The sequence below is a fragment of the Nonomuraea sp. NPDC052265 genome (assembly GCF_044547985.1).
Lineage (GTDB): Bacteria > Actinomycetota > Actinomycetes > Streptosporangiales > Streptosporangiaceae > Nonomuraea.
The window spans coordinates 921,423-935,760 of the sequence record NZ_JBIUBJ010000001.1 but is presented as its reverse complement, the minus strand read 5'-3'; the positions used below and the strand labels follow the sequence as shown (position 1 = coordinate 935,760).

The 14,338-nt window shown below is 70.6% G+C and carries 14 protein-coding genes; 4 read left to right on the top strand and 10 right to left on the bottom strand.

Translation table 11 applies throughout. The annotated features are described in order from the left end of the window. Positions 1 to 82: 82 nt before the first annotated feature. The 6 genes from ACIHAD_RS04375 to ACIHAD_RS04350 form a co-directional block, all read right to left on the bottom strand. Positions 83 to 787 carry an SRPBCC family protein gene (locus ACIHAD_RS04375; protein ID WP_397352905.1) on the bottom strand — a complete coding sequence of 235 codons (705 nt, stop codon included), beginning with the start codon at positions 785 to 787 and terminating at the stop codon, positions 83 to 85. A 76-nt stretch (positions 788 to 863) separates the two neighbouring features. Next, positions 864 to 1,718, bottom strand: coding sequence for an FAD binding domain-containing protein (locus ACIHAD_RS04370; RefSeq protein WP_397352904.1), 855 nt, complete (start codon positions 1,716 to 1,718; stop codon positions 864 to 866). Further along, positions 1,715 to 4,060 (bottom strand): xanthine dehydrogenase family protein molybdopterin-binding subunit, encoded by a 2,346-nt coding sequence (locus ACIHAD_RS04365; protein ID WP_397353046.1) that lies wholly within the window; start codon positions 4,058 to 4,060, stop codon positions 1,715 to 1,717. The genes ACIHAD_RS04370 and ACIHAD_RS04365 overlap by 4 nt, the downstream gene beginning before the upstream one ends. Positions 4,061 to 4,110: 50 nt before the next feature. Next, on the bottom strand, positions 4,111 to 4,593 hold the full coding sequence (locus ACIHAD_RS04360) for a (2Fe-2S)-binding protein (RefSeq protein WP_397352903.1): 483 nt from the start codon (positions 4,591 to 4,593) through the stop codon (positions 4,111 to 4,113). A 72-nt stretch (positions 4,594 to 4,665) separates the two neighbouring features. Next, positions 4,666 to 4,872 (bottom strand): hypothetical protein, encoded by a 207-nt coding sequence (locus ACIHAD_RS04355; protein ID WP_397352902.1) that lies wholly within the window; start codon positions 4,870 to 4,872, stop codon positions 4,666 to 4,668. Then, a complete protein-coding gene (locus ACIHAD_RS04350) occupies positions 4,862 to 6,616 on the bottom strand; it encodes a PspC domain-containing protein (RefSeq protein ID WP_397352901.1) in 1,755 nt (584 codons plus the stop codon). Before ACIHAD_RS04350 ends, ACIHAD_RS04355 begins: the two co-directional genes overlap by 11 nt. A 114-nt stretch (positions 6,617 to 6,730) precedes the next feature. Between ACIHAD_RS04350 and ACIHAD_RS04345 the strand changes: the two genes are divergently transcribed. The 3 genes from ACIHAD_RS04345 (at position 6,731) to ACIHAD_RS04335 (ending at position 9,635) form a co-directional block, all read left to right on the top strand. Next, positions 6,731 to 7,939, top strand: coding sequence for a PspC domain-containing protein (locus ACIHAD_RS04345; protein ID WP_397352900.1), 1,209 nt, complete (start codon positions 6,731 to 6,733; stop codon positions 7,937 to 7,939). Next, positions 7,936 to 8,568 carry a response regulator gene (locus ACIHAD_RS04340; protein ID WP_397352899.1) on the top strand — a complete coding sequence of 211 codons (633 nt, stop codon included), beginning with the start codon at positions 7,936 to 7,938 and terminating at the stop codon, positions 8,566 to 8,568. The genes ACIHAD_RS04345 and ACIHAD_RS04340 overlap by 4 nt, the downstream gene beginning before the upstream one ends. 107 nt (positions 8,569 to 8,675) lie before the next feature. Then, positions 8,676 to 9,635 carry a L,D-transpeptidase gene (locus ACIHAD_RS04335; RefSeq protein WP_397352898.1) on the top strand — a complete coding sequence of 320 codons (960 nt, stop codon included), beginning with the start codon at positions 8,676 to 8,678 and terminating at the stop codon, positions 9,633 to 9,635. Between the two features lie 83 nt (positions 9,636 to 9,718). Here ACIHAD_RS04335 and pcrA read toward each other — a convergent pair whose 3' ends face one another. Beyond that, positions 9,719 to 11,941: a DNA helicase PcrA gene (gene pcrA, locus ACIHAD_RS04330; protein WP_397353045.1), complete on the bottom strand. Its 2,223-nt coding sequence runs from the start codon at positions 11,939 to 11,941 to the stop codon at positions 9,719 to 9,721. Positions 11,942 to 12,066: 125 nt separating this feature from the next. Here pcrA and ACIHAD_RS04325 point away from each other — a divergent pair, with 125 nt between their 5' ends. Then, entirely contained in the window at positions 12,067 to 12,786 is a 720-nt protein-coding gene (locus tag ACIHAD_RS04325) for a PIG-L deacetylase family protein (RefSeq protein ID WP_397352897.1), read from the top strand. 16 nt (positions 12,787 to 12,802) lie between these two features. Here ACIHAD_RS04325 and ACIHAD_RS04320 read toward each other — a convergent pair whose 3' ends face one another. The 3 genes from ACIHAD_RS04320 to ACIHAD_RS04310 all read right to left on the bottom strand — a co-directional run bounded on the left by ACIHAD_RS04320 (position 12,803) and on the right by ACIHAD_RS04310 (position 14,323). Next, a complete protein-coding gene (locus ACIHAD_RS04320; RefSeq protein WP_397352896.1) occupies positions 12,803 to 13,234 on the bottom strand; it encodes a PIN domain nuclease in 432 nt (143 codons plus the stop codon). Next, positions 13,228 to 13,428 carry a type II toxin-antitoxin system VapB family antitoxin gene (locus tag ACIHAD_RS04315; RefSeq protein WP_397352895.1) on the bottom strand — a complete coding sequence of 67 codons (201 nt, stop codon included), beginning with the start codon at positions 13,426 to 13,428 and terminating at the stop codon, positions 13,228 to 13,230. Before ACIHAD_RS04315 ends, ACIHAD_RS04320 begins: the two co-directional genes overlap by 7 nt. A gap of 175 nt (positions 13,429 to 13,603) precedes the next feature. Then, positions 13,604 to 14,323 (bottom strand): CPBP family intramembrane glutamic endopeptidase, encoded by a 720-nt coding sequence (locus ACIHAD_RS04310; RefSeq protein WP_397352894.1) that lies wholly within the window; start codon positions 14,321 to 14,323, stop codon positions 13,604 to 13,606. Positions 14,324 to 14,338 lie beyond the last annotated feature (15 nt).

Genomic DNA, 14,338 nt, shown 5'->3' with positions numbered 1-14,338 from the left:
TCCCCCCAGTAATGACCTGCGGGAATGGCACTTCCCCCTGGCGGCGGGAAGTGACCGGACTTTATGGGGTTTTTGCTGAAAATCAGCGTATAAGGCGACGAATCACCCAGATGAGGATCGTGAGCGCCACGAGCCCGCCCGCGATCGGCGCGAGCCGCCTGAGCAGCGGCTGCCCGGCGATCTCCAGCAGGTCGAGCGCCTCCTCGTCAGGCGTGCGCGAGGTCCGCAGCGTGCCCGAAGGCCGCACGTCCGGCTCGGGAACGGGCAGCGCGCTCAGGTGCCGCTCCTCCTCTTCCTCTCGCGGCTGCGGCTCCTGGGGCACGACCGGCTCCACCATGGGCTCGGACAGGAGCCGGGCGAGGTTGCCGGCGAACCGGTCGATCAGCTTGGCCCCGACCTCGGCCATGACCCCGCGCCCGAACTGCGCGGGCCGCCCGGTCACGTTGAACGTCGTCTCCACGGCCACCGACGTGCCGCCCTCGGCCGGCGTCATGTGCGCCCTGACCGTGGCCGACGCCGTGCCGGAGCCCCTGGCCTCCTTGCCGGACGCCTGGATCGTGAGCGTGTGGGCGTCTTTGTCGACGTCCTCGAACCTGGCCGAGCCCCGGTAGGTGACGGTGATCGGGCCGACCTTGACCTTCATCCGGCCGGTGAACTCGTCGCCCTCGAAGATGTCGAGCGTCGCCCCCGGCAGGCAGGGCGCGACCCGTTCGACGTCGAGCAGCACCGCCCACGCCTGCTCGACCGGAACCGGGACAGTGAACTCGTGCTCGAACCGCATCGCCATCGATCCGCTCCTTCCGAGGTTGGTTGCGACACTACGTCGGGGCGGGGGCGCCCCGGAAGAGGCGCCCCCGCCTCACTCAGGGGGACCCGGCGGCCGTGCGCACCGCCCGGTGGGTCAGGACCCGGGCCAGGTGGCGGCGGTAGTCGGGCTGGGCGTGCAGGTCGGCGGGCGGCGAGGCGCCGTCCGCGGCCTGCTCGCACGCCTGCCGCAGCCGGTCGCCGAGCTCGACGCCCCGCAACGCGGTCTCGGTCGTGCGGGCGCGCACCGGGGTCGGGCCCATGTTCGTCAGCGCGACCCTGGCCTCGGCGATCGCGCCGTTGGAACGCCTGACCGCGGCCGCCACGCCGACGATCGCCCACGACTGCGCGGTCCTGTGGAACTTCTCGTAGTGGAAGCCCCAGCCCTCGCCCAGCTTCGGCAGCTTCACCCCGGCCAGGATCTCCCCGGCCCGCAACGACGTCTCCAGGTAGTCGACGAAGAACTCGGCGGCCGGGATCTCCCGCTCGCCCTCCGCCGACGCCGCCACGATCACGCCGTCCAGCGCCAGCACCACGGCCGGCAGGTCGCCCGCCGGGTCGGCGTGCGCCAGCGAGCCGCCGAACGTCCCCCGGTGCCTGATCGCCGGGTCGGCCACCCTGGCCGTGGCCAGCGCCACCAGCGGGACGCCGGCGTTCACCACCGGGGAGCGCATGACCTCGTCGTGCGTGGCCAGCGCGCCGATGAAGACGTGGTCGCCCCGGTCGTGCACGCCGTTCAGGCCGGGCAGGCGGCCGATGTCCACCAGCTTGGACGGGTAGGCCAGTCGCAGCCGCAGCAGCGGGAGCAGCGACTGCCCGCCGGCCAGGGCCTTGGCGTCCTCGTCGGAGGCGAGCTCCGCGCAGGCCGCCGCCAGCGAGTCGGGACGCACGTAGTCGAACGGTGCGGGGATCATGGCCGCGCTCCTTCCAGCGCTCGCCAGACACGCTCGGGCGTGCACGGCATCCGGACGTCGTCGATGCCGTACGGCCGCAGCGCGTCCACGATCGCGTTCACCACCGCCGGGGTCGAGGCGATCGTGCCGGCCTCGCCGACGCCCTTGACGCCCAGCGGGTTGCCGGTCGCGGGGGTCTCGGTCCGGTCCGTCGTGAACGCCGGCAGGTCCGCCGCCGACGGCAGCAGGTAGTCGGCCATGGTCGTGGTCAGCAGGTTGCCGTCGGGGTCGTAGACGGCCTCCTCGTACAGCGCCTGCGCCACGCCCTGCGCGATGCCGCCGTGCACCTGGCCCTCGACGATCAGCGGGTTGACCACCTTGCCGACGTCGTCCACGGCCACGTACGAGCGGATCCGGGTCATGCCCGTCTCGGTGTCCACCTCCATCGCGCACAGGTGCGTGCCGTGCGGGAAGGAGTAGTTGTCCGGGTCGAAGGTGGCGTCGGAGTCGAGCCGCGCCTCCACGCCGTCGGGCAGGTCGTGCGCCTGGAAGGCGGCGTAGGCCAGCTCCTGGATCGTCCTGCTCGATCCGGTGCCGCGCACCTTGAACGCGCCGCCGTCGAACTCCAGGTCGTCCGGCGAGCATTCGAGCATGTGGGCGGCCAGCTTCCTGGCCTTCTCCCTGACCTTCTCGCACGCCTGAAGCACGGCGATGCCGCCCACGACCAGCGAGCGCGAGCCGTAGGTGTCCATGCCCTTGTGCGCGACGGCCGTGTCGCCGTGCAGCACGCGGACGTCCTCGAACGGCACGCCCAGCGCGTCGGCCACGATCTGGCTCCACGCCGTCACGTGCCCCTGGCCGTGCGGGGACGTGCCGGTGATGACCTCGACCTTGCCGGTCGGCAACATGCGCACCGAGCCGTGCTCCCAGCCGCCCGCCCCGAACCTCGCCGCCCCGAGCAGCCTCGACGGCGCCAGCCCGCACATCTCCGTGTACGTGCTGACCCCGATCCCGAGTTGCACCGGATCGCCCCGGTCCCGCCGGTCGGCCTGCTCGGCCCGCAGCTTGTCGTAGCCGAACAGCGACAGCGCCTTCTCCGTGGCCGCCTCGTAGTTGCCCGAGTCGTAGGTGAGCCCCGAGATCGTGGTGTACGGGAACTCCTCGTGCCTGATCCAGTTGCGCCTGCGCACCTCCAGCGGGTCCAGGCCCAGCTCGGCGGCGAGCTCGTCCATCGTCCGCTCGATGCCGAAGGTGGCCTCGGGACGGCCCGCGCCCCGGTAGGCGTCCGTGGGCATCTTGGTGGTGAACACGCCCCTGCAGCCGAACTCGTACGCGTCCATCTTGTAGATCGCGTTGAACATGGACGCCCCGAGCAGCGGCACCCCCGGCGTCACCAGCATCAGGTACGCGCCCATGTCGGCCAGCAGCTCCACCTGGAGCCCCCGGATGCGCCCGTCGGCGTCGGCGGCGAGCCGGATGCGCTGGAGCTGGTCGCGGCCGTGGTGCACGGTCAGGTTGCCCTCGGAGCGGGACTCGGTCCACTTGACCGGCCGGCCCAGCCTGCGCGCCATCAGCAGGCAGAGCACCTCCTCCGCGGTGACCTGCAACTTCGAGCCGAACCCGCCGCCCACGTCGGGCGCGACCACCCGCAGGTCGTGCTCGGGGATGCCGGTCACGACCGCCAGCATGACGCGCAGGATGTGCGGGATCTGGGTGGAGGTCCACATCGTGAAGGAGTCGCCGTCGGTGTCCACGAGCACCGCCCGCGGCTCCATCGCCGTCGGGATGAGCCGCTGCTGCACGTACGTCCGGTCGACGACGACGGCGGCGCCCTCGAACGCCGCCTCGACGTCCCCCGAGGTGATCTTCATGGAGAACGCCTGGTTGCCCGCCTCGTGCACCTTCGGGCTGTCCGGCGACAGCGCCTCGGTCATGTCGAGCACCGCGGGCAGCGGCTCGTAGTCGACCTCGATGGCCTCCAGCGCGTCGGCCGCCCGGTACCGGTCGGTCGCGACCACGCAGGCCACGGCCTCGCCGACGTACCGGACCTCGGAGGTCGCCATCGGCGGGTGGTCGGGGATGACGACGTCGTCGGTCACCGGCCACGCGCACGGCAGGCTGCCCTGCTCGGCGGCGAAGTCCTGGCCGCTGAACGCGGCCACCACGCCGGGCAGGCCGCGGGCCGCGGACACGTCCACCCGGGTGATCCGGGCGTGGGCCATCGGGCTGCGCAGGAACATCACGTGCAACGTGCCGGGCAGGGAGAGGTTGTCCGTCCAGCGCGTGCGCCCGGTCAGCAGCCTGGCGTCCTCCTTCCGCCTGCGCGGCCGGCCCACCTCGCGGACGCCGGCCGGCTCGTTGATCTGGCCGCTCCCGGCGATCTGCCCGGCGACGGCCTCGGGGCTCAGCTCGCTCACTGCGTCCTCACCGCCTGCCCCATCTCCTGCGCGCCGCGCTTCACCGCGCGCACGATGTTGCAGTAGCCCGTGCAGCGGCACAGGTTGCCCTCCAGCCCGTGCCTGATCGTCTCCTCCGACGGCTCCGGGTCCTCCCGGACCAGGTCGATCGCGGCCATGACCATGCCGGGGGTGCAGTAGCCGCACTGCAGCGCGTGCTCTTCGTGGAAGGCCCGCTGCATCGGGTGCATCGACCCGTTCGCGCCCAGGCCCTCGATGGTGACGACGTCGCCGCCGTCGGCCTGCACGGCGAGCACGGAACAGCTCTTGACGCTCTTGCCGTCGAGCATGACCGTGCACGCGCCGCAGTTGCTGGTGTCGCAGCCGACCGGGGTGCCGGTCCTGCCGAGCCGCTCACGTAGGAGATGAACGAGGAGGAGCCGCGGCTCGACGTCCTCCTCGTACTTGATCCCGTCGACGGTGACGGTGATTCGGGGCATACGTCCTCCCTCAGGAGCAGGGGGAAAGGCGGACACACCCGAAACTACGCCGGTGTTTTTCCCGGTCAAGGGTTACTTGCCGCGGACCACCCGCGCGATGATCGCCACCACCCCCGCGAAGGCCAGCCCGACCACCGTCACCCCGATCAGGACCAGGGCGTCCCTGAGCTCGCGGGTCACGACGAGGATGCCCAGCACCACGAACAACGTGCCGCTCAGCAGGGCCATCCAGTCGGTCCTGTGCAGCCGCCGGACGCGCTGCTCGACGTCACGCGCCACGCCGCACCTCCATGTCGCCGAGGCCGCTCCGCAGGTTCAGCACGATCGTGAACTCCTCGTCCTCGGACCTGATCTCGGGCTCCAGCACCTTGTCGAACTTGACGTCGACGCCGCCCCTGATCGACTGGTCGACCTTGATGTCGCCGACCTTGTTCGACGCGTGCACCTCGACCCTGGCCGTCGGCGGCACGATCACGGTCAGCTCGCCCACGGAGACCCTGGCGTCGAACGTCAGGCTCGTGCCCGGCAGCGCCTTCAGCTCCGTCAGGTCGAGCCGTCCGTCGCCGACGCCCACGTCGTAGACCTTGCCGGCTTCCGCGGGCTTGGTCAGGTACCAGGTGGAGTCGCCGATGTTGCGGGGCAGACCGCCCAGCATCAGGCCCACGCCGATCAGCAGCGCGACCGTGGTGCCCGCCGCGACGAGGCCGGCTCCGCGGCCCCACCAGGCGGCGATGAGCAGCCCGGCGCCGATGGTGATGAGCACGGCGCCGCCGACGATGGTCGGGCTCACGCCCCCGGCCGACCTGGCCTGGACCGCCACGACGATCCCTCCCACTATGATCGCGAGCAAGATGGTGATGGCCCCGATGAACGACTTGGGGCGCCGTTGCCGTGGCGCCGGGCTGGGGGCCGGGCGGCCGTACAGGGCGGGGTCGTAGGGCGAGTAGCCGGACCGCCTGGCGGGGTCGAGCGGGCGGTAGGGGCCCTTCGGGGCGAAGGGTTCGCCGTAGCCGCTGTAGTCGATCGCGGTTTTCGGCTGGGGGCGGTAGGCGGGCGGCTCCTGCCGCGACGCCGCCTGCGGGGCCTCGACCCGGGTCTTCGGTGACTCCGCCCGAGGTGCGTCCGTCTGGGGAGCCTCCGTCTGAGGGGCCTCCGTCTGAGGGGCGTCGGTCTGAGGGGCCTCCGCGTGGGGGGCGTCCGTCCGCGGGGGCTCGGCCTGGCGGGTCGCGTCCGGCGGGAGGCGGTGCTCCGCCGTGACGGCTCCGGCGGTCTCCATCGCCTGTGCGGCCTCGATCTTCGACATCTCGGCCCGTTCTTCCCTCGCCTGGGGCGCCTCGGGCTCGTCCGTACGGGGTGCCTCGGGCTGCCGTCCGGCGGACATCGCCCGCAGTCGCGCGGCCACGGCCTCGGCGTGGGCGGCGGCCGTCGTCCTGGGGGCCGGCGCCGCGGACTCGGGGTGAGCCGCCGCGCTGTCGCCCAGGCCGGACCAGCCGGGTTCGGCGGGACGTACCGGGGCGGCGGGCGCGGACGGCGCGTAGGACGGCGCGGGCGCCTCCGCGTCGGGGGAGCGCCGGCGACCGAGCCGCTCGGGCATCGAGCGGGCGAGCGCCAGCAGGTCGACGCCGTTGGAGTGGGCCGCGAGCAGCGAGACGGCCAGCAGCACGCCGACCACCAGCGTGCCGGTGTCGAGCCACACGGTCGCCAGGTTGAGCGCGAGGCCGAACCCGAGCACCGCCGTCAGCAGCGCCATCACGGCCTCGGCGTCGAAGTCGCGCCGGGTCCACTGCTCGATGATCCCCGGCCCGCCGTTGGGCTCCTTCATCAGCAGGAACGCCGCGATGTACAGGAAGATGCCGATGCCCGAGCCGAGCAGGAGCACGGCGAACGCCACGCGGAACACCACGGGGTCGATGCCGGTGTGCCGCCCGAGGCCGGCGCAGACGCCCATGAGGAAGCGCCCTTCGCTGCTGCGTCGCAGCTCCCGGGGCGGGGCGGCGGGTTGCCTGGGCGGAGCTTCTGTCATGAAACCATCGTGGACCGTCGGGCGGGGTGCCCGCATCCGGGAGACCCCTGACTCGACCCTGGGGGTTGTTCCCTGATGCCCGAAGTGCCCGCGACATGTGACGATGGCGATGTTATGGCAGACCAGAAGACACTTGCCGAGCCCACCGGCGATCGACCCTATCGCCGGATGCTCCGCCCCATGGAGGGCCGCCTGCTCGGCGGCGTGGCCCAGGGGCTGGCGGCGCAGCTCTCCCTCGATCCCGTCGTGATCAGGCTGATGTTCGTGCTGCTCAGCGTCGTGGACGGGGTCGGCATGGTGGCGTACGCCGTGCTGTGGATGATCACTCCGCGTGAGCCGTACGAGGGCCAGCCGCCCCAGCGCGACTGGAGTCAGCTCGCCGCGTTCAGCGCGATCGGCGTGGCGCTGGCCGCGTTCGGCTGGCTGACGGGGGCCTCGAAGGGCGGGATCGGCATGTTGCCGTTCGCCGTCGGCGGGATCGGCGCGCTCATCCTCTGGCAGCAGGCCGATCCCGAACGCCGCAAGAACTGGGTCAGCGGCGCCACCAAGAGCATCCGGACCAACCGCGTGCGCACGCTGCTCGGTGTGACGCTGGTCGTCATCGGCGCGGCCGGCTTCCTGTACGCCCAGGGCGAACTGGCCAAGGCCAGGCCCGGCCTGATGTTCACCGTCGTCGTGGTCGGCGGCATCGCGGTCATCGCCACGCCCTGGCTGGCCGGCCTGTGGAAGGAGCTCCAGCTCGAACGCCGCGAGCGCATCCGGCAGGAGGAACGCGCCGAGGTGGCCGCCATGGTGCACGACTCGGTGCTGCACACGCTCACCCTCATCCAGCGCGTCTCCCACGACCCCCGCGAGGTCACCAGGCTGGCCCGCTCCCAGGAACGCGAGCTGCGCAACTGGCTCTACCAGCCCGCCCAGGACGCCGACGCCACCGTGGCCGCCGCCGTCCGCAGGATCGCGGCCGAGGAGGAGGACTCCCACGGCGTGCCCATCGAGGTCGTCTGCGTCGGCGACATCGACCTCGACCCGCAGGGCAAGCTGGCGGCGATGCTCAATGCGTCCAGGCAGGCGATGGTCAACGCGGCCAAATATTCTGAGAGCCCGGCCATCTCCGTCTACGCGGAGGTGGAGGGCTTGGAGGTGACCATCTTCGTGAAGGACCGCGGCAAGGGCTTCGACCTTGAGGCGGTGCCCCTCGACAGAATGGGCATCAGGGAGTCCATCATCGGGAGAATGGAACGTCACGGCGGCACGGCCAGGGTCCGCACCGAGCCCGGGGAGGGCACGGAAGTGATGCTGACGATGAAGGTGGACAAGCAATGACACGCGTGTTGATCGTCGACGACCACCGGCTGTTCAGATCCGGCGTACGCGCGGAGCTGGGCGACTCGATCGAGGTCGTGGGCGAGGCTGAGGACGTCGAGACGGCGGTCAAGGCCATCGCCGAGCACCAGCCCGACGTGGTCCTGCTCGACGTGCACATGCCCGGCGGCGGCGGCCAGGAGGTGCTGCGCCGCGTCCTCAGCACCGGCTCGCAGGTCCGCTTCCTCGCCCTGTCGGTCTCCGACGCCGCCGAGGACGTCATCGGCGTCATCAGGGGCGGCGCCCGCGGCTACGTGACCAAGAACATCAGCGGCAGGGAGCTCACCGACGCCATCCGCCGGGTGGCCGACGGCGACGCGGTCTTCTCGCCGCGGCTGGCCGGGTTCGTCCTCGACGCCTTCGCCTCGTCCGAGGCGCCGTCGATCGATCCCGAGCTCGACTCGCTCACCCAGCGCGAACGCGAGGTGCTGCGGCTGATCGCCCGCGGTTACGCGTACAAGGAGATCGCCAAGGAGCTGTTCATCTCGGTCAAGACCGTGGAGACCCACGTCTCGTCCGTGCTGCGCAAGCTCCAGCTCTCCAACCGGCACGAGCTGTCCCGCTGGGCCACCGCGCGCCGCCTGGTCTGACCCTGCTTTCTGGACCGTTACAAGGTCGTTACGGCCATACGTAGACGAATCACTCGTCTCAGTAGTCACACATGGAAGGAGAAGCACATAATCCAGGAGTAACCCCCTTGAATCGCGTCCCCCGGTTGCTTGCCATGGTCGCACTGGTCTCGGCCGCGGCCTGTTCGGCAGAAGGTGTACCGGCCCAGCAGGCCCCGGAGGTCCGGACGACCGCCTCCGTGGGCGCCGCCGCGGCTGCTCACGTCGCGGCCCCGGCCAAGAAGGTCAAGCTCGACATCGCCGACATCACGCCCATGGGGGAGACGTCGGAGAAGGTCGGCGTCGGTTTTCCGATCATCGTCACGTTCGACCGGGATGTGAAGGACAAGGCCGCCGTCGAGGCGCTGCTGGAGGTCCAGGCCGACAAACCGGCCGAGGGCGCCTGGCGCTGGGTGTCGGCCCGCAAGGTCATCTACCGGACGAAGACGTACTGGAAGCCGCACCAGAAGGTGCTGTTCACCGCGCGCCTCAGCCAGCTCCCCGGCAACAAGGCCGAGGACGTCACCCGCCGCTTCGCCGTCGGCACCGCGAACATCTCGGTCGTCGACACCCGCAGGCACCAGATGAAGGTCTACCGGGACGGCAAGATCGCCAAGAAGATCGCGATCAGCGCCGGCCGCGGCGGCCTGATGCGCAACGGCGTGGACGTCTACCTCACCACCAGCGGCGTGCACCTCACCATGGGCAAGAAGTCCGTCGAGACGATGACGTCGTCCTGGATGGGGGTGACCGACCCCAAGGACCCGCGCTACTACAAGGAGGAGATCCCCTGGGCGGTGCGCATCTCCGACAGCGGCGAGTACGTCCACCAGAGCGCCGGCTACTACCAGTACCTCGGCCGCTCCAACCAGAGCCACGGCTGCGTGCGCGCCACCCCCGAGGGCTCCAAGTGGTTCTACGGCATCGCCCAGCGCGGTGACGTCGTCAAGATCACCGGTACCAAGCGCAAGCTCGACTGGCGCAACGGCTGGAGCTACTGGCAGCTCAACTGGACCCAGTGGAAGCAGGGCAGCGCCCTCAAGGCCTGACCGCGGCCCCGCCGGCAGGGCTCCCACCAGGAGCCCTGCCCCCTGCGGGCCCCGTCAGGAGCCCGGCACCCGCCGGCCAGGGGTCAGAGCTTCTCCAGGGGCGCGTACGCCAGCAGCAGCGTCTTCTCCCCGTCGCCACCGAAGTCGATCTTGACCTTGGTCTTCTCCGCCACCCCGTCCACGGACACCACCGTGCCGAGCCCCCACTTGTCGTGGGTCACCCGATCGCCGGGCGTCAGCGACAGGACCTGCCGCGGCCCCCCGCCCTTGGGCGCCGGCCGCGGGGCCGGCTCCCGGCGCGTCGCCGCGCTCCAGGCCGACTTCTCCGGGTCGGTACGCCAGTCGATGAGCTGCCCCGGCACCTCGTTCACGAACCGCGAGGCCGGGTTGAACGACGGCGACCCCCACGAACTGCGCACCGCCGCCCGCGTGAGGTAGAGCCGCTTCTGCGCCCGGGTGATGCCGACGTAGGCCAGCCGCCGCTCCTCCTCCAGCTCCTTCGGCTCGCCCAGCGACCGGACGTGCGGGAACACGCCGTCCTCCATCGCGGTCAGGAAGACGACCGGGAACTCCAGCCCCTTGGCCGTGTGCAGCGTCATCAGCGTGACGACCCCCTGGCCGCCGTCGGCGTCGGGGATCTGGTCGGCGTCGGCCACCAGCGACACCTGCTCCAGGAACTCCACCAGCGTGCCCTCGGGATTGGCCTCCTCGAACTCCGAGGCCACCGAGACGAGCTCGTTGAGGTTCTCCAGGCGGGACTCGTCCTGGGGGTCTTCCGACGCCTCCAGCTCGGCGCGGTAGCCGGTGGCCACGAGGATCTCCTCGGCCAGCGTCGACGGCGGCACGCCCTCGGCCTTGGCGATCAGCTCCTCGATCATCGCCACGAACTCGCGCACCGCGTTGAGCGAGCGCGTCGCCATGCCGTACGCCTCGTCGGCCCGGCGCAGCGCGTCCCAGAACGAGATGCGCTCGCGCGAGGACAGCGCCTCGATCATCGCCTCGGCGCGCTCGCCGATGCCGCGCTTGGGCACGTTGAGAATGCGCCGCATCGACACCACGTCGGACGGGTTGGCCAGCACCCGCAGGTAGGCCAGCAGGTCTTTGACCTCTTTGCGCTCGTAGAAGCGCACGCCCCCGACCACCTTGTACGGCAGCCCGGTGCGGATGAAGATCTCCTCGAACACGCGGGAGGCGGCGTTGGTCCGGTAGAACACCGCGACCTCGCTCGGCCTGACGCCCTCCTCGTCGCTGAGCCGGTCGACCTCCTGGGCCACGAACATGGCCTCGTCGTGCTCGTTGTCGGCGACGTAGCCCACGATCTTGGGACCGTCGCCCTGGTCGGACCAGAGGTTCTTCGGCTTGCGCCCCTCGTTGCGGGCGATCACCGCGTTGGCCGCGGCCAGGATGTTCTGGGTGGAGCGGTAGTTCTGCTCCAGCAGGATCGTGCGGGCGTCGGGGTAGTCGCGCTCGAACTCCAGGATGTTGCGGATCGTCGCGCCGCGGAAGGCGTAGATCGACTGGTCGGCGTCGCCCACCACGCACAACTCGGACATGTCGCTGCCCGAACGCACCACGTCGCCGTCGGCGGTGCGCAGCTCGGGATGGCCCACCAGCTCGCGGATCAGGATGTACTGGGCGTGGTTGGTGTCCTGGTACTCGTCGACCAGCACGTGCCTGAACCGCATCCGGTAGTGCTCGGCCACCTCGGGGAAGAGCTGGAACAACGTCACCGTGTTCATGATGATGTCGTCGAAGTCCATCGCGCCGGCCTCGGTCAGCTTGAGCTGATAGGCCTTGTACGCCTGCGCGAGCGTCTTCTCCAGGTGCGAGCCCGCCCTGTCCAGCGCGGTCTCGTAGTCGACCAGCTCGTTCTTGAAGTTGCTGACCTGCGCCGAGAACGAACGCGGCGGGTAGCGCTTCGGGTCGAGCTCCATCTCCCTGCAGACCATCGCCATCAGCCGCTGGGAGTCGGCCTGGTCGTAGATCGAGAAGCTCGACGGGAAGCCCAGCCGCTTGGCCTCGCGCCGCAGGATGCGCATGCACGCGCTGTGGAACGTCATCACCCACATCGCCTTGGAACGCGGCCCGACGAGCTTGTCGATGCGCTCCTTCATCTCGCGGGCGGCCTTGTTGGTGAAGGTGATGGCCAGGATCTCGCCCGGATGCGCGTTGCGCTCGGCCAGCAGGTAGGCGATGCGGTGGGTGAGCACCCGCGTCTTCCCCGACCCCGCACCCGCCACGATGAGCAGCGGGCTGCCATGATGGATCACGGCCTCGCGCTGCTGGGGGTTGAGGCCGTCGAGCAAGGGGTGGTCAACAGAGACTTGGGTCGGCACCCACCTAGGTTAAGACGCGCCACCGACAAACGGCGCCCGGAATGCCTCCGACGGGGTGCCGGTTGTCCTCCGTACAGGGTCCAGGAAGGGGAACCATGCTGCCGGAAGCCGAGATCAACCGGGTACTCGCCGTCACCGCCCATCCCGACGACGTCGACTTCGGATCGGCGGGGAGCGTGGCGCTTTTCGTCGAGCGGGGTGTGGAGGTGACGTACCTGCTGGTCACCGACGGTGACGCAGGCGGCAACGAGCGCGCCCTGGACAACTCCGGCATGGCCGAGCTGCGCAGGACCGAGCAGCTCGCCGCCGCCAAGGCCGTCGGAGTGACGGACGTACGCTTCCTCGGCTACTCCGACGGCCGCGTCGTGCCCTCGCTCGACCTCCGGCGCGACATCGCCAGGGTCATCCGCCAGGTACGCCCCGACCTGGTCATCACCCACCACCCCGACCGCAACTACCAGTTCGTCGCCCCCAGCCACCCCGACCACCGGGCCGTGGGCGGCGCCGCGCTCGACGCGGTCTACCCCGACGCCCGCAACCCCTACGCCTTCCCCGAGCTGCTGCGCGACGAGGGCCTTGAGGCGTGGACGGTCAGGGAGGTCTGGCTGAACGGCGGCCCGACCCCCAACCACTGGGTCGACGTCACCGAGGTCATGGACCGCAAGCTCGCGGCCTTGCAGTCGCACGTCAGCCAGGTCGCCCACGTCGAGGGCTTCGCCGATTTCGTACGCGGCCGCTTCGCCGCCTGGGCCGAGCAGGCCGGCTTCGGCGAGGGCCACTACGCGGAAGGCTTCCAGGTCGTGCCCACGGCCTGACCCTTCCGCCCTCGGATCAGGGGATCGAACCCGGCGGCACCACCCAGAGCGCGGGCTGCCCGGTGACCTCGGAGATGATGTCGAAGTCCCGGTCGTAGTGCAGGATCGTCGCCTGATGCACCTCGGCACAGGCGGCGATCAGCAGGTCGCTCGGCCCGACCGCCCGGTGGTGCGACCTCCCGGCGAGCATCGCCTGCACCTCCAGCACCCTGGGCCCGACCTCCTTGTGCGTGATGGACAGGAGGCGGAAGCCTTCCCGCAGGTAGCGGGCGTCCCTCTCGTAGCCTTTGGGGTCACGGGCGCTGTAGAGCACCGCCAGTTGCGTGACCTCGCAGACGGCGAGCGTCTTGTCGAGCATGAGCGGTTCGAGGGCCTGGTGGACCGCTGGATGCGGCATGCGGGCCAGCGCGCTCTTGTCGATGAGGTAGACCACTCCGGTGGTCACCACGCATGCTTCATGATCTCCGAGTCGAGGAGATCCGTATTGTCGCGGGTGCGCCAGTATTCGAAGGCTTCGCGTCGTTTGGCCCTGTCGGCGACCTCCTCCAGGGCAGCGTTCACCGTCTCCTTCATGGTCGATGTCCCCAATTCGTGCTGGGCCAGCTCCAGCAGTCCCTTGTCGATGTCGATCACAGTACGCATGCAGCACCACCTCCGTACCTCCAGCGTATATCAGGAATAGCGATCTTGATATACGCCTCCCCCGGACTGGTCCGCTTCCGAGGAGGGCGTGGCCGAGACGTTAGAGGCATCGAGGCAGGCTCCTGGACCGTTCCAAGGACATGGGGAAGGATTCTCATCTTCCGAGGTGGAATCCTCATCCCCCGCTGGAGGAAGTCTCTCCCCGGCCGTCACCGGCAGCCTTCGCCGAGATCCTCGCGAAGAGGTAACCGAGCGAGTTGGTCGCCAGGTGCAGCATCGACGGCGCCAGCAGCCCGCCGCGCCGCCGGAGCTCGCAGAAGAGCACCCCCGCCGCCGCCGTGGACAACACGCTGCCCGCCACCACCCGCGCGACGTCGAGGTGTGCGGGCGGCTCGCCCGCGGTCAGCGCCCCGAGCGCCGGGTTCGCGCGGGCCATGTCGATCGCCGGAAGGATGTGCCAGAGGCCGAACAGGGCCGAGGAGACCGCCGTGGCGGCCACCGCGCCGTGCCGCGCGGCCACCATGGCGTGCAGCGCGCCGCGGAACCCGACCTCCTCCAGCAGGACCGTCCCCAGGGGGACCTGGATCAGGGCCTCCTCCAGGGCGCGGGCGCGCGTGAGCGACAGGGCGCGCTCGTCGTGGAAGAGCGGCCTGGTGCGGGGTACGGCGATGCCCACGGTGTAGACGGCGGCCACGGCCGTGGCCAGCGCCCCGCCGACGGCCGCGCCCTTGGGGGCCTTCTCGAACCCGAGCTCCCGCCAGGACACCCCGTGCCGGCGGGCCATGGCCACGAGCGCGGCGGTGGCGGCGGCGGACGTCAGGGGGGCGAGCCTGGGGGCGATCTTGTTGTTGAGGACGTTGGCGGCGGCGAGGACGGCGATCGAGCGCAACAGCACCCTTGCAGGCTACGT

What these genes read in the sequence shown, in the direction of transcription:
- ACIHAD_RS04375 (WP_397352905.1), bottom strand. Translation starts at nt 787, where the DNA reads ATGGCGATGCGGTTCGAGCACGAGTTCACTGTCCCGGTTCCGGTCGAG.
- ACIHAD_RS04370 (WP_397352904.1), bottom strand. Translation starts at nt 1,718, where the DNA reads ATGATCCCCGCACCGTTCGACTACGTGCGTCCCGACTCGCTGGCGGCG.
- ACIHAD_RS04360 (WP_397352903.1), bottom strand. Translation starts at nt 4,593, where the DNA reads ATGCCCCGAATCACCGTCACCGTCGACGGGATCAAGTACGAGGAGGAC.
- ACIHAD_RS04350 (WP_397352901.1), bottom strand. Translation starts at nt 6,616, where the DNA reads ATGACAGAAGCTCCGCCCAGGCAACCCGCCGCCCCGCCCCGGGAGCTG.
- ACIHAD_RS04345 (WP_397352900.1), top strand. Translation starts at nt 6,731, where the DNA reads ATGGCAGACCAGAAGACACTTGCCGAGCCCACCGGCGATCGACCCTAT.
- ACIHAD_RS04340 (WP_397352899.1), top strand. Translation starts at nt 7,936, where the DNA reads ATGACACGCGTGTTGATCGTCGACGACCACCGGCTGTTCAGATCCGGC.
- ACIHAD_RS04325 (WP_397352897.1), top strand. Translation starts at nt 12,067, where the DNA reads ATGCTGCCGGAAGCCGAGATCAACCGGGTACTCGCCGTCACCGCCCAT.
- ACIHAD_RS04315 (WP_397352895.1), bottom strand. Translation starts at nt 13,428, where the DNA reads ATGCGTACTGTGATCGACATCGACAAGGGACTGCTGGAGCTGGCCCAG.